Origin of the sequence: Collinsella aerofaciens, assembly GCF_025289055.1 — a bacterium.
Taxonomy (GTDB): domain Bacteria; phylum Actinomycetota; class Coriobacteriia; order Coriobacteriales; family Coriobacteriaceae; genus Collinsella.
Genome location: NZ_JAESIQ010000013.1, coordinates 48,814 through 68,189 on the forward strand (window position 1 = coordinate 48,814; position 19,376 = coordinate 68,189).

The following is a 19,376-nucleotide window of genomic DNA, read 5'->3' on the forward strand; positions in this document are numbered from 1 at the left end:
GAGCCGCTGGAAGGAGGCAGCATGTCCGATGCCGTTCGTGCCGAGAAAATCGCGCACGAGGTCGACTATGCCGCCCGCCAGCTGGCCCAGGCGGGCCGCTTGGACCTGACGCGCGAGTTTATCCAGCATGGCGACGTGACGGTCTATGCACATGTGACTTCGGTAGCGCGGGCGAGCCTGTCCTTTGCCGAGCGCTTGGCCCGTGCTGGCATTTCGGTCGACCGTGCCTCGTTGCTGCGCGGAGCCTTGTTACACGATTACTTTCTCTACGATTGGCACGACCCCAACCCGAGTCATCGCCTGCACGGATTTCGACATCCGTTTTTTGCCCTGGCGCGTGCCGAGGAAGATTTTGAGCTGACGCCGCGAGAGCGGAATATTATCGTGCGGCATATGTTTCCGCTGGTGCCGGTGCCGCCGACGTGTCGCGAGGCGTGGATTGTTTGTCTGGCGGATAAATGGTGTGCTCTGCGTGAGACGATCGCCGGCCGCTTGCCGCGCAGGGACGAGACGGACGATAGCGTGAGCAAAGCATCGAGCGAAAAGAGGAGAGGGTAGACGGTGGGAACCGCGATTGATATGGCGTTTGGCGGCGCGACGCTTGCCGCCTGCCCGCTCTCGGCACTGGTGCTCTCGTTTGCCTTTTACGGGTTTTGCGGCTGGGCATGGGAGTCGACAGTATGCGCCATGCTCAACCACGGACGCTTTGCCAACAGCGGCTTTTTGCTGGGGCCGTGTTGCCCCATCTATGGCGCGGGCGGCATTGCCTGCTGGCTGCTGTTGCGCGGGATTCCTGACGCGTCGAGCCAGTTTGTCGCTGCAGCGCTCGTATGCAGCGTGATTGAGTACAGCGTAGGCGTGCTGTTGGAAAAAACAACGGGCGCTCGCTTTTGGGATTACTCGCACCTGCCGTTTAACTTGCACGGACGCATCTGTCTGTACTGGGCCTGCGCGTTTGGCTTGGGTGCGTTGTGTATTTGCCGTTTAGTGGAGCCCGCATTGCTGGGGCTGCTTGGCCATCTGCCGGTGCTGATTGTGCGGCTGTCCGCCTTTATCGTCGCGGTCGCGATGATGGTCGACGCGGCGTGCTCGTTGGCGAGCTGGCGGCGTCTGTCCGATCAGCTGGAGCGCGTGCGCGCCGACCTTGCCGATCGCATCAACGAATCGCTTGCCGATGCCTCGGACTCAATGCTCGAGCGCATTCCCGAATCGACGATTGACTCGGTGACACAGACGCACATCCGTAGCCGTGCCGTTAACGCGTGGCTGGCCGAGCTGGGCGACGCGACGCTCGATGCCCTTCGTGAGAAGGCTTCGATGCCGACGTTTATCTCGGATGGTGCTCGCGGCCTGGCGCTCGCTGCCCGCCGCGTGGCCGATGCCGCGCCGAGCATGCCGCGTCCGTCGCTCAGTCGTCGCCTTGCCGGCAAGCGCATAAGCCGTCCGGTGCCGAGCGTGTCACTCAGCCGCCGCGACCTACGCTTCTTTAACGCCTTCCCGCGTCTGCGCATCAATCGCTACGAAGGTGTCATTCGAGCAACTAATCTCCGCGACCGAGCCCGCGAGCTGTTCCGCCACTAGCCGGGACGGGCGCACTCACGGCTTCCTTGCTCGCGTATTTCCCGTTCGTTTCGCGTCCGTTGCCGCGCCGTTTCCAAGATTGCGGCGCCGTTTCCATTCGACAACGCCGCGTTTAACAACGCCGTATCTGGTCTACACCAGTTGCCTCTCGGCCGCATTATGGGCGCCGACAACGTTCATGCGACCAAGGGAGAGCGAATGTACGATACGGGATCGACAACGTTTATGCTCATCTGCACCATGCTCGTGTTTTTAATGACACCGGGTCTGGCGTTTTTCTACGGCGGCCTGTCCAGGCGTAAAAATGTCATCAACACCATGCTCATGTGCTTTGGCGCCATTGGCCTGGTCGGTGTGCTGTGGATTGCTGCCGGCTGGTCGCTGGCCTACGGCGGCGACGGCTCGAGCCCGTTTATTGGAGGCTTTGACCAGCTGCTGTGCCTGCCGGTGCTCAACCAGGTGCTGCAGGCGGCCGAGGACAATGCTGCGGACGGTGCCGTCTACCCTCAGATTATCAACATCGCCTTCCAAATGGCGTTTGCCATGATTACTGCCGCTATCGTCACGGGCAGCCTGGCCGGCCGCGTTAAGTTTGGTGCCATGACGGCCTTCCTAGGCATTTGGCTGCTTGTGGCCTATGCGCCGCTCGCCCACATGGTCTGGGGCGGCGATGGCTCCTTTATCGGTGACATTATCGGCGCGCTCGACTTTGCCGGCGGCGACGTGGTACACATCTCGTCTGGTCTTACCGGCCTGATCCTCTGCTTAAAGCTTGGCCGTCGTCGTGGCTTTGGCATGGTGAGCTACCGTCCACATAACGTACCGTTTGTGGCGCTGGGCGCCGGCTTGCTTTGGTTTGGCTGGTTCGGCTTTAACGGCGGCAGCGAGTTTAAGGCCGACGCCGTGGCGGCACTTGCCATCCTCAACACCGTGACGGCCAGCGCGGCGGGCATGGTTTCGTGGCTTGCCGTCGAGCGCGTGCATACCGGCCGCCCCACGCTGGTGGGTGCCAACACCGGTCTGGTTGCGGGTCTTGTGGTGGTCACGCCGGGTGCGGGCTTTGTCGAGCCGTGGGCAGCGCTGGTCATGGGTCTGATCGTATCGCCCGTCTGCTATCTGGCTATCAGCCATCTTAAGACCAAGTTTGGCTACGACGATGCACTCGATGCGTTTGGTTGCCACGGTATCGGCGGCATCTTGGGCGGCGTGCTCACGGGCCTGTTCTGTGTGCCGGAGCTTTCGTGGACCGGTAAGGGCGGTCTGTTCTACACGGGCGACGTGTCGCTGCTCATCTCTCAGATCTTGGGCATTGTGGTGACGGTCGCTATTGTGCTGGTGCTCGATTTGGTGATCGCCGCGGTGGTCAAGGCGCTGTTCCACGGTAGCCTGCGCGTGGATGAGGCCGACGAGGCACTGGGCCTGGATGCAAGTCAGCACGGCGAGAGCGCATATCCTTCGTTCTCCGGACTCGATTAGCAGCTTCCCCAAGTACCGCACCTTTCCGTTCAATCGTCGCTCACGTACTTAAGTACGCTTCGCTCCTCTTTCACGGCAATCTGCGGCACTTGGGAAACCTGCTAAGACCAGTCAGTTGAACTTTTTGATCTCTGAGGTTGGTTTGCGACACCTGGGAAACCCGCGTCTCATGTAAAGGGATACGTTGATTATTGAGAGGAATTCATTATGAAAAAGATCACGGCTATCGTGCGCCAGGAAAAGCTTGAGGTTCTTAAAGATGCGCTGTTTGCTGCCGATGTTCGTGGTATGACTATCAACCAGGTGCAGGGCTGCGGTGCGCAACATGGCTGGAAGGAATACGTGCGCGGCAACGAGTTGCTTGTTAACACGATCCCTAAGGTGCAGTTCACCCTTATCTGCGCCGATGAGCACGTCGATGGCATTGTCGACATCATCTGCAACGCCGCTCGCACCGGAGCCGTCGGCGATGGCAAGATCTGGGTCGAGCCGGTCGAGGAAGTCATCCGCATCCGTACCGGCGAATACGGCCCCGCCGCGGTGTAGGGCCGACCGTCTGCCATCCTCAACGTTAAAATAGTGCAGTGAAGCACAAGACTTGCATTGCGGATGGAATGATTATGGGTCGCAATAAATATCCTGAAGAGACGGTCGCGAAGATTCTCGACGCGGCACTGCAACTTTTCTGTGCACAGGGCTATGAGGGAACGAGCATCCAAGATATCGTCGACCATCTCGATGGGATGACCAAAGGTGCCATCTACCATCATTTCAAAAGTAAAGAAGAGATTTTCAACGCTGCATTTGATCGGGCGATGGCTCCCGTTGTTGAACGCCGCCGCGCGACGCTCGGTGCTGGCAATATGACCGGAGCCCAAAAACTCAAGCGACTGTACGCGCCCGAGTCCGTCGTTCCACAAATTGAGCTATGGGCACGCATGCATCCTGCGGCGGATCCGGTAAAAAGTTCGCGTCTACTGGCGATGCAGTACCAGGGCTCGTTTGACGAGTCGGCCGATGGCTGTCTCTTGCCAGTGATCGAGGAGGGCATCGCCGACGGTTCCATTGCGTGCGAATGCCCGCGCGAAGCGGCGGAGGCCGTTTCGTTGTTGGCGAATCTTTGGCTGCTGCCATTGTTCCGTCCGCTTGAATCCAAGGACCGAATGCTCGCTCGCGCGCAATGCTTGGCGCAGATGGCGGCCGCGGTGGGGCTTGATTTGGGTAATGAAGTGCTCCAGACAACGGCCCAGATTTGGGACGTATGGAACCGTGCTGGGTGGTAATATAGATACTGACGGTATGTAATTGATTTGCAAGGGTAGCCACGGCTGCCCTTTTCAAGTCATTAAATACATACTAATGGTATGTATAGGGGGCAGGCTTATGGCTGGAATGCGGAGGAGCAATGTCTCGTTGGCGCAAAAAACAGGGCGATCTATCAGGCTTTTCGGCCTTCTTGTTGCACAGCTGTGCGCGTATTCGATGTTGTCGGCACTGTGCTTTGCGTGCCCGCTTTACTTGTTCGACTGCAGCGGCTCATCAACGTTATATGGTGCCGTCGCGGCGATAGCGTTCATACCAGGCGTGCTCGCGACTCCGGCTGGCGGAATCTTGGCGGATCGGGGAAGACGTCGCGGGGTTCTTGTGGTACTCGGCATTGTTCTGATGGCTACATCACCGCTGTTTATCCTCGTGAAGCGTTCGCTGCCTCTTGCTGTTGTCGTGGCAGCAATGCTTTGCGTCCAATATGGCATCCAATCGCTGCTGAAACCGATGCTTCAAATTGAGACGGTGCGCATGACGGGCCAAGAAAAGGTTGAGCGTGCCACTGCGTTGGTCTCGCAGATAACCATGATGAGTAATATCTTGGGGCCTGTAGTCGGGACGGCAGTCTATGGGTGCTTTGGTATCGATACTCTTTGCGCAACCGCGTCGGTGACGTTTGCGATTTCAGCCCTGCTGTTTGGGGGCGCACTCAAGCAAAATGCCTCATCTGAAACGATGGGAGACTGCGCGACTCGTACGACATGCCGAAACGATTTTCGGGAGTCGATTCGGTATCTGTTGCAAAATTCATCATTGGTCGCCGTGATTTTGCTTGCGGCAGTTTTGAACCTTGCGTTGGTTGGGCTAACGATTGGCGCTCCCATTATTGTTGCAAAGCATCTCGGCATGCAATCGTCCTGCGTTGGGATAGTTGAGGTTGCTCTGGGCTTGGGTGGTCTTACCGGCAGTGGCTTGGTCGGCATTTGGCCGCATCGCTTTTCTCTCAATGGCATATGTCGATATGTTGCGATGATCTGTTTTGGAGTCGTACCGATTATTGTTACGCTACTGAGCGGTCCTGATGAACTGGCGTTTGCCGCGCTTGCGGCCGGCTCGGCATGGGTCATGGCGTGGGCAAGCATTACATCGGTCGAAATCGTTTCATTCGTTCAGCGGTCAGCGCCAAAGAAACTCTGCGGGAAAGTGCTGGCACTCGTTTATATGACGCTTTCCTGTGCAACGCCTATTGGCCAATTGATTTACGGACTCGCATATGATCGATGGACGCCGGCGATTGTATTCGCAGGCATGTTGGCGGTGCTGACGTTGACGACGGCGCTGTTTTATCGGCTGAAAAGTCGCTTGTGGCGATTGTCTTAACGCGCTGGGGCACCGTGAATTTGTGGAGGCAGTGGCACGTCGCGTCGGAACGGCATTGTTTGGGTATGTCCGTTCTCGTCTACAATATCGTGCAGACGAAGGAGAGACATGCCCATGATCAAGATGTTTGCGAGTGACTTAGACGGAACACTGCTGAACGCCCTGCACGAGGCAGATGGGACCATCCGCCGTGCCATTCGCGAGCTGACCGAGGCTGGCCTGCATGTGGTTCCTGCGACCGGGCGCTCGACGTTGCCGATCGGCGAACATGGCTTTACGGGGCTGGCGCTCGATGCCTGCTGCTCTAACGGCTCCATTGTGCGCGACAGTCATGGCGAGGTGCTCAAGACCTGGACCATCGATCCGCAGATCACCGAGGAGCTGCTCAAGGAGTTCCCGGACATTTGCTTTGATTGCTCCACGCCCGATGGCATGTTCTCGAGCGGCTCGTTCGAGATGCATCAGGCGGGCTTTAAAAAGGACAGTCCTATCAAGCGCATCGTGATGCGCGGCATGCGTGCACGTGGCGGGTATCACGAGGAACAGTATTTCGACCAGTCGATCGGTGACATTCTGCGCCACGATGTGTGCAAGATCAACTGCCGTGTGATCTCGCCCGAGCTGGAGCGCGACCTTAAGGCGTATTTGGCCGAGCGCTCGGACCGCGTGGTCAACGCGCCGTTTGACCCGGTGATGTTTGAGATCACGGATGTGGCATGCAACAAGGGCGAGAGCGTGGCCTGGCTGGCGGGCTACTACGGCATTGCCGAGGACGAGGTCGCGGTCTACGGCGACGGCGGCAACGACATTGCCATGCTCAAACGCTTCCGCCACAGCTACGCGACCAAAAACGGCAGTGACGCGGCCAAGGCCGCCGCAAGCGCGACTATCGGTAGCTGCATGGCCCACGCCGTTCCCAAACACATGCTTGCCACCATGCACAAGCAGAATTCCTGCACCGTAATCGAATAATGTGACAAAGGGACAGCCCCTTTGTCACAGGTGACGCTGGTCTCTTGAAATACGAACAAACATTCGCATATCTAACTGCGCTTTGATAGAATTGATACTGTTGGCGGCAGTTCCATGTGCCGGGCAACGCCCTCCATCTGATGGGAGGTGATGCCCATGACCGATCTGATTGATTTCGTGAGACTTCTGACCGCTTTGGTCTCGTTCTCCACGGCGCTCGTCGGGCTTTCCGAGGCACTCAAGCAACGTTCGAAGCAACGTAAAAGGGGTCGCCGCCGCTAAGGCGTTGACCCCTTAATCCAAGCAACGGCGCTGCCCAGCTTTCCAGAACTTGGGCTGCCGTCGACACTATTCTACCCACGAATGACATTTTGAACAATTGGCAATGCCGCTCCAAAAGCCAGGCACAACTGGCACAACCTAGGCGGTCGCTGAATGTGACAAAGGGACTGCCCTTTGTCACATTCCAAATATTGCCTTTACGTGTTGATACACACGGTGTGCAATAATACTCGCACTGTGCAATAGCGTACAGTCTGAGTAACAAGGAGGACGCTTGTCCCAGCTCGAGAAATGTGATCGCCGGTCCCTTCGCTCGCAGCGCGCCCTTCGCCAGGCGCTTGCCAGCGAGCTTGCCGAAAGCGGCGACCTTTCGCGCATTAACGTCGCGTCGCTCACCGAGCGCGCCGGTCTTACGCGTCGAACGTTCTATTCGCACTACCGCGATATCCCCGACTTTATCAGCCAGATCGAGGACGGCCTGCTTGCCGAGATTCGCGAGCGGGTGGAGCTTATCACCGCAGCTCAATTACCCGATCTTTACCGCAACATCGACGAGCTCGAGCCGGCACCCGGTTCGGTTGAGCTGCTTCGCTATCTTGCGGCTAATCGCGACCTTATCGGGGCCCTACTGGGCCCGGGCGGCGACCCCGCCTTTATTAAAAAGATCATCGATACCGCACGCGAGGCCGTGGTGCCGCGTGCACAGACGGGCATCTTGGGCCTGGCACTGGGCACCTTCTTTGACTACTACGTTACCTATGTCGTGAGTGCCGAGGTCGGCCTGATTCAGCGCTGGTTTGAGCGTGGGCTCACCGAATCGCCCGAGACCATGGCGCGCATTATGACGGTTATCGCCTTTGTGCGCCCCGGCGACCTGTATGGCCAACCCATCGATATCAACGTGCCGGAATACGGCATGAAGCTATTGAATCTGCAGCTCGAGGACGCGGTCGACACCACCGCAACCGTCGAGTCCAACAACTAAGAGGAGAGACAATGAGCAAACTCGTCGAGGGCATCAAGGACCGCATGGTCGCTGCTGCGCGCGAGGCCGCGCCCGCCGTGGTGGACGCCGCGCAGAAGGCCGCGACCGCGGCTGCCGAGAAAGTTGCCGAGGCAGTTGCCGATGCCAAGAACGTGGCAGGGGAGACGTCCGTCGTCAGCGAGCCCGCCACCGCCGCTGAGCCCGTAGCCGCCGCCCAGGCCCCCGAAGGCGCGATCTTCAACCCCGAGGCCGCCCGCGGCAACCTGCACCTGGGCATCGACGTGGGCTCCACTACCGTTAAGCTCGCTGTGCTCAACGACGACAACCAGATTGTCTACGCCAAGTATCAGCGCCACCACACCGATGTCCGTGCCTGCGCCCGCGACCTGTTCGAGGGCGCTGCGACCGTGCTGCCGACGGCCCAGATGACCTGCGCCATCACCGGCTCGGGCGGCCTTCTGCTGTCCCAGTGGCTCGACCTGGAGTTTGTCCAGGAGGTCATCGCCAGTAAGCGTGCCGTCGAGACCCTCATCCCGGCCACCGATGTCGCTATCGAGCTGGGCGGCGAGGACGCCAAGATCATCTACTTCGATAACGGCATCGAGCAGCGCATGAACGGCACCTGCGCCGGCGGCACGGGTGCGTTCATCGACCAGATGGCAACCCTGCTCCACACCGACGCCAGCGGCCTTAACGAACTCGCGGCCAACGCCACCACCATCTATCCCATCGCCAGCCGCTGCGGCGTTTTTGCCAAGACCGACGTGCAGCCGCTGCTCAACGAGGGCGCCCGCCCCGAGGACGTGGCCGCCTCCATCTTCCAGGCTGTCGTGACCCAGACCATCTCGGGCCTGGCGTGCGGCCGTCCCATCCGCGGCAACGTCGCCTTCCTGGGCGGCCCGCTGCAGTATCTCTCCGAGCTGCGCCACCGCTTCTACCTCACGCTCAATCTGGACGAGGAGCACCGTATCGTGCCCCAAAACGCTCACCTGTTTGTGGCGAGCGGCGCCGCCATGGCGCACGAGTCCAACAAGCTCAGCACGTTCCCGCAGCTCATCGGGGCCATCGATGCCCTGGGTGACACGCAGGGTGCCGAGGTCGAGCGTCTGGATCCGCTCTTTGCCACCGACGAGGACTTTGCCGAGTTCAAGACCCGCCACGACCAGGAAGTCGTCCCCAAGGGCAAGCTCGACGGCTACACCGGCCGCGTGTTCATCGGTATCGACGCCGGCTCCACCACCATGAAAGCCGCGCTCGTGGGCGAGGACGGTCAGCTGCTGCACACCTGGTACGGCAACAACAACGGCGACATCCTAGGCACGGCCAAGGTCATCATGGCCGATTTCTACAACCACATCCCCGCGGGCTGCACCATCGGCCACGTGACCACCACGGGCTACGGTGAGGCGCTGCTCATCGAGGCTCTCAAGGCCGACTCCGGCGAGATCGAGACCGTCGCGCACCTGCGCGGCGCCAAGGCGTTCCTGCCCGGCGTCGAGTTCATCCTGGACATCGGCGGCCAGGACATGAAGTGCCTGCGCGTCAAGGACGGCGTGATCGAGCACATCATGCTCAACGAGGCCTGCTCGTCGGGTTGCGGTAGCTTTATCGAGAGCTTCGCCGTCTCTATGAACATGGACGTGCGCGCGTTCGCCAACGCTGCCATCCATGCCAAGGCCCCGGTCGACCTGGGCAGCCGCTGCACGGTCTTTATGAACTCGCGCGTCAAGCAGGCGCAAAAGGAAGGCGCCACGGTGGGCGACATCGCGGCCGGCCTGTCCTATTCCGTCATCAAGAATGCCCTGTTCAAGGTCATTAAGCTGCGCGACCCCAAGGAGATCGGCAGCCAGGTGATCGTCCAGGGCGGCACCTTTATGTCCGACGCCACGCTTCGCGCATTTGAGCAGCTCACCGGCGTTCATGCCGTGCGTCCCGACATCGCCGGCTGCATGGGAGCCTATGGTGCGGCCCTGCTCGCTCGCGATCGCGCCGGCGCCGATGGCATCTCGACCATCCTTTCAGCCGAGGACATCGCGCACCTCACCGTGACGCAAAAGCATGTCCGCTGCGGCCGTTGCTCCAACAACTGCCAGCTCACCGTCAACGACTTTGGCGGCGGCAGGCGCTTTATCACCGGCAACCGCTGCGAGAAGGGCGCCGGCCACAAAAAGCAGAAGACCGAGGCCCCCAACCTCTTCAAAAAGAAAAACGATCTGCTGTTTAACCGCGAGGTGCTGAGCCCCGACGAGGCCCCGCGCGGCACCGTCGGCATCCCGCGCGCACTCAACATGTACGAGAACTACCCCTTCTGGCATGCGTTCTTTACGCGCCTGGGCTTTAGCGTGCAGCTGTCCGACCAGTCGAGCAAAAAGACCTACCAGGCGGGCATCGAGTCCATGCCGTCCGAGAGCGTGTGCTATCCGGCCAAGATGAGCCACGGCCACGTGATGAACCTTATCGACCGTGACGTCGACTTTATCTGGATGCCGTGCGTGCGCTGGGAGCGCAAGGAGGATCCGACCGCCGGTAACTGCTATAACTGCCCCATCGTCATGAGCTACCCCACGGCGTTGGCACTCAACATCGACGAGATCCGCGAGCAGAACATCGAGTTCCTGTATCCGTTTGTGCCGTATCACGACAAGACCGAGCTCAAGCGCCGTCTGTACCAGGTGCTCGCCGTCGACCGCGTGGCCGATGCTGAGGCCGGTCGCGGTCGCGTGCGCGGTCCCAAGATCACGCGCTCCGAGGTCGATGCCGCCGTCAACGCTGCCTTTGAGGCCGATGCGCGCTTCCACGAGGATATCCAGACCATGGGCGAGGAGGCTCTTAAGTGGGTCGAGGACCACGGCGGCCACGGCATCGTACTCGCCGGCCGCCCCTACCATAACGACCCCGAGATCAACCACGCCCTGCCCGAGCTTATCTCGAGCTTTGGCTTTGCGGTCTTTACCGAGGATTCGCTTGCGCACCTGGTGAAGCCCGAGCGTCCCATCCGCGTCGTCGACCAGTGGATGTATCACAGCCGCCTGTACGCCGTCGCCCGTTTTGTGACGATGCGCAACGACCTGGACCTGATTCAGCTCAACTCCTTCGGCTGCGGCTTGGACGCCCTGACCACCGACCAGGTGCAGGAGATCCTGGAGGCCAGCGGCAAGATCTACACCGTGCTCAAGATCGACGAGGTGTCCAACCTGGGCGCCGCGCGCATCCGCATTCGCTCGCTCATGGCCGCGCTCAAGGATCAGGAAGCCGAGCGCTTGGCCGAGGCTACGGCCGCGGGCGAGGCCTATGAGCAGGGCGATGCCGCGCCGGTGGCGCCCTCTACGGATGCTCCCGCGTTCGCGAGCCGTAAGTACACGTTCGAGGCGCAGCGCGAGAGTGCTTCGACCGCGTGGCCCAAGGTGCCCTTTACCGAGCAGATGCGCGACGAGGGCTATACCATCCTGTGCCCGCAGATGGCACCGATTCACTTTGACCTGGTCAAAGAGGTGTTCCGCGGTGCCGGCTACAACCTGGAGTTGCTGCCCTCGACCGACCACGACGCCGTCGAGGCCGGCCTGCGCTATGTGAACAACGACATCTGCTATCCGTCGATTCTGGTGACGGGCCAGATCATGGAGGCCATCGAGAGCGGTCGGTACGACCTGTCCAAGACGGCCGTGGTCATCAGCCAGACCGGCGGCGGCTGCCGTGCCACTAACTACATCGCGCTCATCCGCAAGGCGCTGCGCGAGAGCGGCCACCCCGAGATTCCGGTAATCTCGCTTTCGGCCGCGGCGCTCGGCGAGGACAACCCCGGCTTTAAGGTTACGCCGGCGCTGCTTAAGCAGGCAGTCTACGCGGTGCTCTTTGGCGACGTGATGATGCAGATGCTCTACCGCTGCCGCCCGTACGAGGCCACGCCCGGCGCCGCCAATGCGCTCTACGAGGAGTACATGGCGCGCGCCCGCAAGCTGGCGCCCAAGTTTAACCGCCACAACTACACCAAGCTGTGCCGCGAAGCCATCCGCGCGTTCGACACCATGCCGCTCGTGGGCGAGGGCACCAAGCCGCGCGTGGGCGTGGTCGGCGAGATCTTGGTCAAGTTCCACCCCACGGCCAACAACCACGTGGTCGACGTTATCGAGCGCGAGGGCTGCGAGGCCGTGGTACCGGGCCTGCTCGACTTCTTCCTGTACTCCATGAGCAACGCCGAGCTGCAGAAGGACGAGCTGGGTAGCTCTGCTACCACGCGCGCGGGCATGCAGGCGCTCATCAGGCTCGTGGACTGGATGCGTACGCCGGTGGAGGAGATGCTCGAAAAGTCCCGCCGCTTTGAGGCGCCCGAGCGCATTGGCACCATGGCCGACAAGGCCCGCACGGTGCTTTCGGTGTGCAACAACATGGGCGAGGGCTGGCTGCTCACGGCCGAGATGCTCGATCTGATCGACCACGGTGCGCCCAACATCATCTGCACACAGCCCTTCGCGTGCCTGCCCAACCACGTGGTGGGCAAGGCCGTGATCAAGGAGCTGCGCCGCCAACATCCCGAGAGCAACATCGTCGCGGTGGACTACGACCCCGGTGCATCCGAGGTCAACCAGCTCAACCGCATTAAGCTCATGATTAGTGTGGCAAAGGAGAATATGCGCGCCGGCAAGGGCTTTAAGCTCGAGAAGGTGGCGCCGCTCGCGATGGACGAGGTCACCGGCCAGATGCGTGCCCATGACGGCTGCGTGAGCTGCGGCTCGGTCGATGAGAGCGCCGTGGCGTCGGTCGCTGAGCGCCTGGGACGCGGCATTAAGAAGTAGCTGGCCTGCTTTGGGCTAGATATGAGGCAAACGGGTGGTAGTCGTACCGGCTACCACCCGTTTTTGCTGGACATATGTTGCGTAAACACCCCGGCTATTACCCCTTGCGAACTTAGATTTCGGAAGTATGCGGCAAAATCTGAATAGGCCGAGCATACCGGATATGTACAAGCTCTGTACCTGCGGTTTTATTGGCGGAAAACCGGGGTGTGCTCAAGGGTTCCGGAATTTGCCGCATACTTCCGCAAACGACGTCTCGGTGGCACAAAAAATCGCCCTCGGAACCCTGAGATAATGAACATATGTAGCCGTTTGCCGCAAATTACCGTCCGTTTATAGAACCCATGCCCGACGTGCAGCCCTCTTACGGTTGAATAAATACACATCTATGGAATTACGTAAGAGAGGACCGTTCCATGAGCTACAAGACCGTTTGCGTTGCTGGCGGCGGCGTGTTGGGTAGCCAGATTGCCTTTCAGGCTGCCTACTGCGGCTTTGATGCGACGATCTGGCTGCGCAGCGAGGGCAGTATCGGCCGCACCCAGCCCAAGATCAATCATGTACGCGAGGAGTACATCGCGGCAATCGAGGGTATGGCGGACGGTACGGGCGAGTGGTGTGCCGGCATCGCCGATAGCGACCAGCCCTTCGACAGGGAGGCGGCGCTCGCCGCCGTTGAGCGTGCCTACTCCACACTCAAGCTGGAGCTCGACCTCGCCAAGGCAGTGGCCGACGCCGACCTGGTCATCGAATCTATGGCCGAGGACACCCAGGCAAAGATCGACTTCTACAAGAAGCTCGCCCCGGTTCTCCCGCAAAAGACCGTCATCGTCACCAACTCTTCCACGCTGCTGCCGAGCACCTTTGCCAAGTACACTGGTCGCCCCGAGAAGTACCTGTCGCTGCACTTTGCCAACTCCATCTGGAAGAACAACATGACCGAGGTCATGGCCCAGAGCCAAACCGACAAGCGCTACTTCGACGAGCTCGTCGACTTTGCCAACGATATCCGCATGCTTGCCCTGCCCGTCAACAAGGAAAAGAACGGCTACCTGCTCAATTCCATGCTGGTGCCGTGGCTGCTTTCGGGCCTTGACCTGTATGTCTCGGGCGTGAGTGACCCCAAGAGCATCGACCTCGCATGGACGCGCGGCACCGGCGCACCCAAAGGTCCGTTCCGCGTGTTCGACACGGTGGGCATCCAGACGGCCTACAACATTGTTATGCAGTATCAGAAGGTCCCGGGCCTAGTGAGCCCGCTGCTCAAAAAGATGATGATGCCCTACAACTTTAAGGCCATGGCCTCCGTTCTCAGGCAGATGCTCGACGAAGGCAAGCTGGGCGAAAGTTCGGGCGAGGGCTTCTTCAAGTACTAAAAATGATCCCTCGGGGACGGAGGAAAACGGATCATCGTATTCCTGCGTCCCCTGTGCGTCTTGCGGCTAACGGCTCCGGCTGCCGCGGGCCTAAGCTAGCCTTAAGGGGCGTTTGTTAAGCTGCGAGCCATAATTGGACAGAGCTTGGCAAGTGCCCTGGAATATGAAGGAAACGGCAGCGATGGAACTCTTCGATGGTGACGACATGGGATCGAGTAACGAAGGCGGCTGGCCGCTCACGCGCCGTGCTGTCCTTGCGGGCACGGCGGCGGGCGCGTTGGCGCTGGCGAGCGCGGGACTTGCAGGCTGCTCTGCTGCCGGAGCCGATGCGAACGATATGTCCAACGCGGACGACGGACTCACCGACGAACAGAAGAAAGTCCACAATCAGATCGTCGCGACCTACAACGTCGAGAAACAGACGGCCATCAAAGAACAGCTCGATGCCGAGTACGCCGCAGGCGACTACGACGAAACTGCTCCGTTTGTCAAAGCCGATCCCTTTGGTACCGATACCCTGAGTTGCTACGTGCGTTTTGCAACGACGGACCCCGTAACCGTCACCTACGAGGTCGCCGGCCGTAAGAAATTCGCTGATTCCCCCAAAGTGGCTGCCTTTTCCCGTACGCCTCGCGGCGGCGATACGCCGGCGACGGATCACGAGTTCAAGGTCATCGGCCTCATTCCCAATCATAAAAACAAGGTGACCCTCACCTGCACGGCGCAAGATGGCGCCAGTCGAATTTCGACGTTCACGATTGAGACGCCCGCGCTCAAGGGTGAGGAGGAGAAACGCCTCACCGTCACGGCGGGGGAGTCCAATACGCCGCTTGCCGATGGCCTCTTTACCATCTTGGGCAACGACTCGTCCAAGCTCGACTTTATGTACCTCTACGACAATGCGGGTCAGATTCGCGGCGAGGTGCCGATCATCGGCTACCGCAGCCATCGCCTGCTGTTTCCGGGCGACGGCAGCATGATCATGAGCGTCTCGACTACCAAGATGGCCCAGATCAACGCCATCGGCCAGGTGGTAAACGTCTGGAGCACGGGCGACTACGAACTGCATCACGATTACGCTTTCGATGACGATGGCAACCTGCTGGTTCTGGCAAGTCACGCCGGCTCCGAGGCCGACTTGGACGTCGACCGCGCGGCCGCTAAAAAGGACAAGGGCGAGCGCGTTAACGTCGAGGACCTCATCATCAAGATCGACATAGCAACGGGCGGCGTCTCTCTCGCCATGGACCTGGGCGATATCTTCCCCGACCTCAAGGCGCGCGCCAAGGTGGCCTCGGACGGCGACCTGGATTGGATCCATATCAACACGATCCAGTGGCTCGGCGACAGTACCGTCCTGCTCAGCTCACGCGAGACCTCGACGGTCATCAAGCTTACCGATATCTACGGCACACCCACGGTCGATTGGCTCATGGGCTCGCCCGATTTCTGGGCCGGCTCGGGCTTTGAGGACAAGTTGCTGCAGGCCCAGGGCGATTTTTCGCTCAACGCGGGCCAGCACAGCGTGACGTATCTGCCGAGTTATGACACGGCAACGACCGGTCGCTATCAGGTGCTGCTGTACGACAACAACTTTGGTGCGGCCGAAAGCTATCCCAAGTTCGACTGGGGCCAGCTGGGCTCCGCGGTGGTGACCGACTACAACAAGGGCACGCATTCGTTTGGGCGCATCTTTACAGTGGACGAGACGGCGCGCACCTACGAACTTGAGGACCAGATCGCCGTGCCGTTTTCGGGCTATGTGAGCAGCGCGCAGCGCGTTGGTGATTCAAATAACATGCTCGTGGCTTCGGGTCAGGCCAAGACCTTTACCGAGTACGACCGCTACGGTCTGCCCATCACCACCTACGAGATGGAAGCCGAGAAGTACATCTATCGCGTGTACAAGTACGAGCTGTAGGGCCGCGCTCCGCATCACTTCACATCGAACTCCACGCGATCGAGCTCGGGCACATTGAGGTCGATGAGCTTGCGGGCGATACGGCGGTCGTGTGCCCCAAGCGCCTCGCTCGTTGTCACATGGGCGACAATCTCGCGCTCGACGATGCCTTCCTCATCGCCTTCGGTGGCCGAGGTCTCGACGGCGACGGTGTAATCCTTAAAGCCTGGCAGCACCGCCGCAAGCTCGCGCGTGGTTTCGGTCACGCCGTAGCCGTCCTGCACGCCGGCCTGCGCCGAGCCAATGGAACCCGCCGTCATAACGATGCAGGGGATGGCAAAGACTACCGTGCCCACAATGATGCGGCGGCGCACCTTGCGTGATAGCTCGTCGACCTCGGCGTTTTCTTCAGCAGTCACAATACCGTCGCCGTTCAGGTCGCGCTTGAGTGGCACGCGCAAAAGAAGCAGAACGGCTTCGGCCGCGAGTGCGATAAAGACCACGTTGATGCCAAACTCGTAAAGCGCCGAGAGAAACAGTGACCCGCTTGCGATGGCGATGCCATAGCCCGCCGCGCACAGGGGCGGCATGAGCGCAGTCGCCACAGCCACCCCGGCGATGAGCGTGGCGGGTTCCTGGTCGCGCGAGTTGCCCAGGCCACCCGCAAAGCCGCCCGCGAGCGCGACGGCAAGGTCCCACACAGTCGGTGTCGAATTGTCGATGATGGCGGCCGTGGTGGTGCCAAGGGGCGAGAGCTTAAAGTACAACGTGGACGTGACCAGGCAAAAGGCCATCTGTAGAGCCAAGCTCGCGACGGCCTCAAGGGTGATCTCGCGGTCGAGCGTGGCGATGCCGTATGCCATGGCAAGGACCGAGCCCATGAGCGGGCAGATGAGCATGGCGCCTACAATGGCGATATCCGAGTCGATATCGAGGCCGATGCTCGCGATCAACATGGCAATGATCAAGATGCATAAGTGTGAGCCAGTCAGGCGCGCCCCGTTTACAAAGCGCTTGCGAATCACGTGATAGGGCGCGCGTCCCTCGCGAATGTTGAATGCCCGCTTTAGAAAGCGGCTTGCGTTCTCCATGGCCTCGCTGTGGGCGGGGCGGATGCCATGGCGCCGATGATGGCGCTCGCGCAGTCGCTTGAGCTGTTGTTTATCGAGTTCCATGTCCACCTCGTTCTGGCACGTGCCGCGTATCCCGCCCGTCGTCTTTACTCTACACCGCGTTGAGCAAGGTGTCAGACAGGGTTTGTTGACCTGGAAGTCAGGCCAATCGGCATGACTAAAAACGCCGTGAGGATCATAAGAGTCGAATAGATAAAAAAGCGCGGGGCCGGTTTGATTCCGACCCCGCGCTCTGCGCTGGTGCGTTGTTGGTCGGCCTACCCCAGCAGGCTCAGACCAACAGAGACAAACGCCAGGATAACGCCGACGATGGACTCGCCACCGAGCAGGCCGCTGGCGACAACCAGGCCCTGCTCCTGGAAGGCGGCGTCCTTGGCGGCCTTCTCCTTGTCCGAAAGACCGGCGGTGACGTCGCGGTGTGCGGCCCACTTGTCGTAGGCGAGCTTAACGCAGGAGCCCAGGAAGGCCGTGAGCGACATGTAGAACGGCAGGTACACGCCCAGGCCGATCATCATGGCCGGAATGCCGAGCCAGTACATGACGATGCCGGCGATAAAGCCGCCTGCGAACCACGGTACGCTCGGGATGCCCGAGACCATGGTGGCGACCACGCTTGCCTGTGCGGCCACAAAGCTCTTGTCGGGGCCAAAGGCGTCCGGGCCATAGGCGGTGACGAGCGCGACCATGACGGCGGCGGCGACCAGGGCGCCCACGATGCCGCCGATGGCCTGGCCGACCCACTGCGCGCGCGGGTTGGTGCCCAGCACGGCGCCGGCCTTGAAGTCGTTCATGACGTCGCCCGCAAGGCCGCACGCTACGGCCACGATGCCGGCGATAAAGAACAGCTTGACCTGAGCGAGCTGCGCGAAGGCGGCAACGATGAGCATGACGATGAGGCCGAAGATCTCCATGGGGTCGATGCCCGTCTGGCCGCAGCTCTGCGCGCTCATGATGGTGGTGACAAAGGTGAACAGCGTGACGATGACGGCCGGAACGGGGCCAAGGTCGAGCACGATGGCGATGATCACGGCGATGGCGGCAGCGCCCAGGCCGATGATACCGGCGTCGAGTTTAAGGGAGCCCGAGATGAGCGACTGCTCGTCGGTGTCGGTGGAGCTGTCGGCGGCGAGGCCGCGGACGATACCGGCGACCTGCGGCAAGATGTCCTTGAGGACGACGGCGACGCCAAAGCCCATCATGAGGCCCATACCCAGGGACTTAACAATGCCCTGTGCGGTCATAACGTCAAACAGACCGGCAGCGGTGCCGCCGACAATGATGCCAAAATTGCCCAGCAGCGCGCCGGCAAACCAGAACGCGACCGGGGCGAAGCCCACAAGGAAGCCGACGGAGAGCAGCATGGGTGAGTTGTAGATGGCAAAGGTCACGCCGGGGATATTGAGCGTGCACAGCATACTGGGCACAATGCCCAGAGCATCGCGCAGCACGCTGTAGATGCCGGCGATGGCCATGGAGCCAAAGAGCTGCTTGCCGGTCTTGCCGCCGGCCTCGGTCGCGCGCAGGGTCTGAGCTGCGGCGTTGCCGGTGGGGAACTCAAGCGCGGCGTCCACGATAAAGTGACGGTGGATGAGTGCCGTGGCCAGCAGGCCCAGGATAGTGCCGGCGAGTGCCACGATAAACATGTCGAGCCAGCTGATCTGGTCGGCATAGCCCAGCATCCAGGCGCCCGGGATGGTAAACGCCAGACCGCCGGCGACCATGGCGCCTGCGGACATGATGGTGTGGGTGACGTTGGCCTCGTTGAGGCTGGCGTTGCCCATGAGCTTAAGGAAGAACAGCGAGATGACGGCAGCGAAGACGATCGGCCAGGGGAGTGCGCCCATCTTGAGGGCGGTGTAGGCCGAGCTTGCCGTGATGATCACGCAGCCAAGGACGCCGATGACGACGCCGCGCAGCGTGAGTTGCCCGCGCATCGAAGCGCGGTTCGAGGGATTGCTCATATAGAACTCCTTTGCGTATATCCGCTTCCCCCGGGGGCGCCGTTACGGATACGGCGCGGGAAGTCGGGTTACCAAGGGCCGCCGCGTGAGCTCGCGCGCGACCGCGCACCAGTATAGCTGCAAGGTAGTCATTTTGAGACGGGGCTATTTTAGCTACCCTTTGACAGTCGACGAATTATCTGGGATTGGGGCAAGTATCAACCGACATATTGGGGTAGCTAAAATAGCCCCATTACAGTTTGAGCCGTCCGAAAGGGCGGCTCTTTTCCGT

14 protein-coding genes are annotated in these 19,376 nt (G+C 60.6%); 12 read left to right on the forward strand and 2 right to left on the reverse strand.

The genetic code is table 11. The features are described from left to right. Positions 1–21 precede the first annotated feature (21 nt). The 12 genes from JMJ97_RS05300 (at position 22) to JMJ97_RS05355 (ending at position 16,032) form a co-directional block, all read left to right on the forward strand. On the forward strand, positions 22–558 hold the full coding sequence (locus JMJ97_RS05300) for an HD domain-containing protein (RefSeq protein WP_260699397.1): 537 nt from the start codon (positions 22–24) through the stop codon (positions 556–558). A gap of 3 nt (positions 559–561) precedes the next feature. Beyond that, on the forward strand, positions 562–1,581 hold the full coding sequence (locus JMJ97_RS05305; protein ID WP_260699398.1) for a putative ABC transporter permease: 1,020 nt from the start codon (positions 562–564) through the stop codon (positions 1,579–1,581). Between the two features lie 198 nt (positions 1,582–1,779). After that, the gene (locus JMJ97_RS05310; RefSeq protein WP_260699399.1) at positions 1,780–3,057 is read left to right on the forward strand and encodes an ammonium transporter; all 1,278 of its coding nucleotides are present in this window, start codon (positions 1,780–1,782) and stop codon (positions 3,055–3,057) included. A 207-nt stretch (positions 3,058–3,264) separates the two neighbouring features. Continuing rightward, complete coding sequence (locus JMJ97_RS05315) at positions 3,265–3,603, forward strand: P-II family nitrogen regulator (RefSeq protein ID WP_260699400.1); 339 nt, start codon at positions 3,265–3,267, stop codon at positions 3,601–3,603. 74 nt (positions 3,604–3,677) lie between these two features. After that, positions 3,678–4,340 carry a TetR/AcrR family transcriptional regulator gene (locus JMJ97_RS05320; protein ID WP_260699401.1) on the forward strand — a complete coding sequence of 221 codons (663 nt, stop codon included), beginning with the start codon at positions 3,678–3,680 and terminating at the stop codon, positions 4,338–4,340. A 130-nt stretch (positions 4,341–4,470) separates the two neighbouring features. Continuing rightward, positions 4,471–5,703: an MFS transporter gene (locus JMJ97_RS05325; protein ID WP_260699402.1), complete on the forward strand. Its 1,233-nt coding sequence runs from the start codon at positions 4,471–4,473 to the stop codon at positions 5,701–5,703. A 114-nt stretch (positions 5,704–5,817) separates the two neighbouring features. Beyond that, positions 5,818–6,675 carry an HAD-IIB family hydrolase gene (locus JMJ97_RS05330; protein WP_260699403.1) on the forward strand — a complete coding sequence of 286 codons (858 nt, stop codon included), beginning with the start codon at positions 5,818–5,820 and terminating at the stop codon, positions 6,673–6,675. Positions 6,676–6,831: 156 nt separating this feature from the next. Next, positions 6,832–6,957: a hypothetical protein gene (locus tag JMJ97_RS05335; protein WP_260699404.1), complete on the forward strand. Its 126-nt coding sequence runs from the start codon at positions 6,832–6,834 to the stop codon at positions 6,955–6,957. Positions 6,958–7,231: 274 nt separating this feature from the next. Further along, positions 7,232–7,942, forward strand: a complete 711-nt coding sequence (locus JMJ97_RS05340; RefSeq protein ID WP_195362251.1) for a TetR/AcrR family transcriptional regulator — start codon at positions 7,232–7,234, stop codon at positions 7,940–7,942. A gap of 11 nt (positions 7,943–7,953) precedes the next feature. After that, positions 7,954–12,735 carry a 2-hydroxyacyl-CoA dehydratase gene (locus JMJ97_RS05345; protein WP_260699405.1) on the forward strand — a complete coding sequence of 1,594 codons (4,782 nt, stop codon included), beginning with the start codon at positions 7,954–7,956 and terminating at the stop codon, positions 12,733–12,735. Between the two features lie 416 nt (positions 12,736–13,151). Next, complete coding sequence (locus tag JMJ97_RS05350; protein ID WP_260699406.1) at positions 13,152–14,111, forward strand: 3-hydroxyacyl-CoA dehydrogenase; 960 nt, start codon at positions 13,152–13,154, stop codon at positions 14,109–14,111. 181 nt (positions 14,112–14,292) lie between these two features. Continuing rightward, positions 14,293–16,032, forward strand: coding sequence for an aryl-sulfate sulfotransferase (locus tag JMJ97_RS05355; RefSeq protein ID WP_260699407.1), 1,740 nt, complete (start codon positions 14,293–14,295; stop codon positions 16,030–16,032). Positions 16,033–16,046: 14 nt separating this feature from the next. Here the strand turns inward: JMJ97_RS05355 and JMJ97_RS05360 are convergent, their stop codons facing one another. Next, positions 16,047–17,186, reverse strand: coding sequence for a DUF389 domain-containing protein (locus tag JMJ97_RS05360; protein ID WP_260699408.1), 1,140 nt, complete (start codon positions 17,184–17,186; stop codon positions 16,047–16,049). A gap of 215 nt (positions 17,187–17,401) precedes the next feature. Beyond that, a complete protein-coding gene (locus JMJ97_RS05365) occupies positions 17,402–19,105 on the reverse strand; it encodes an OPT/YSL family transporter (RefSeq protein WP_260699409.1) in 1,704 nt (567 codons plus the stop codon). Between the last annotated feature and the right edge of the window lie 271 nt (positions 19,106–19,376).

Excerpts from the sequence above, each read along its gene's own strand:
- JMJ97_RS05315 (WP_260699400.1), top strand. The coding sequence starts at position 3,265 with ATGAAAAAGATCACGGCTATCGTGCGCCAGGAAAAGCTTGAGGTTCTT.
- JMJ97_RS05335 (WP_260699404.1), top strand. The coding sequence starts at position 6,832 with ATGACCGATCTGATTGATTTCGTGAGACTTCTGACCGCTTTGGTCTCG.
- JMJ97_RS05365 (WP_260699409.1), bottom strand. The coding sequence starts at position 19,105 with ATGAGCAATCCCTCGAACCGCGCTTCGATGCGCGGGCAACTCACGCTG.
- JMJ97_RS05360 (WP_260699408.1), bottom strand. The coding sequence starts at position 17,186 with ATGGAACTCGATAAACAACAGCTCAAGCGACTGCGCGAGCGCCATCAT.
- JMJ97_RS05345 (WP_260699405.1), top strand. The coding sequence starts at position 7,954 with ATGAGCAAACTCGTCGAGGGCATCAAGGACCGCATGGTCGCTGCTGCG.
- JMJ97_RS05300 (WP_260699397.1), top strand. The coding sequence starts at position 22 with ATGTCCGATGCCGTTCGTGCCGAGAAAATCGCGCACGAGGTCGACTAT.
- JMJ97_RS05330 (WP_260699403.1), top strand. The coding sequence starts at position 5,818 with ATGATCAAGATGTTTGCGAGTGACTTAGACGGAACACTGCTGAACGCC.
- JMJ97_RS05310 (WP_260699399.1), top strand. The coding sequence starts at position 1,780 with ATGTACGATACGGGATCGACAACGTTTATGCTCATCTGCACCATGCTC.
- JMJ97_RS05350 (WP_260699406.1), top strand. The coding sequence starts at position 13,152 with ATGAGCTACAAGACCGTTTGCGTTGCTGGCGGCGGCGTGTTGGGTAGC.
- JMJ97_RS05320 (WP_260699401.1), top strand. The coding sequence starts at position 3,678 with ATGGGTCGCAATAAATATCCTGAAGAGACGGTCGCGAAGATTCTCGAC.
- JMJ97_RS05355 (WP_260699407.1), top strand. The coding sequence starts at position 14,293 with ATGGAACTCTTCGATGGTGACGACATGGGATCGAGTAACGAAGGCGGC.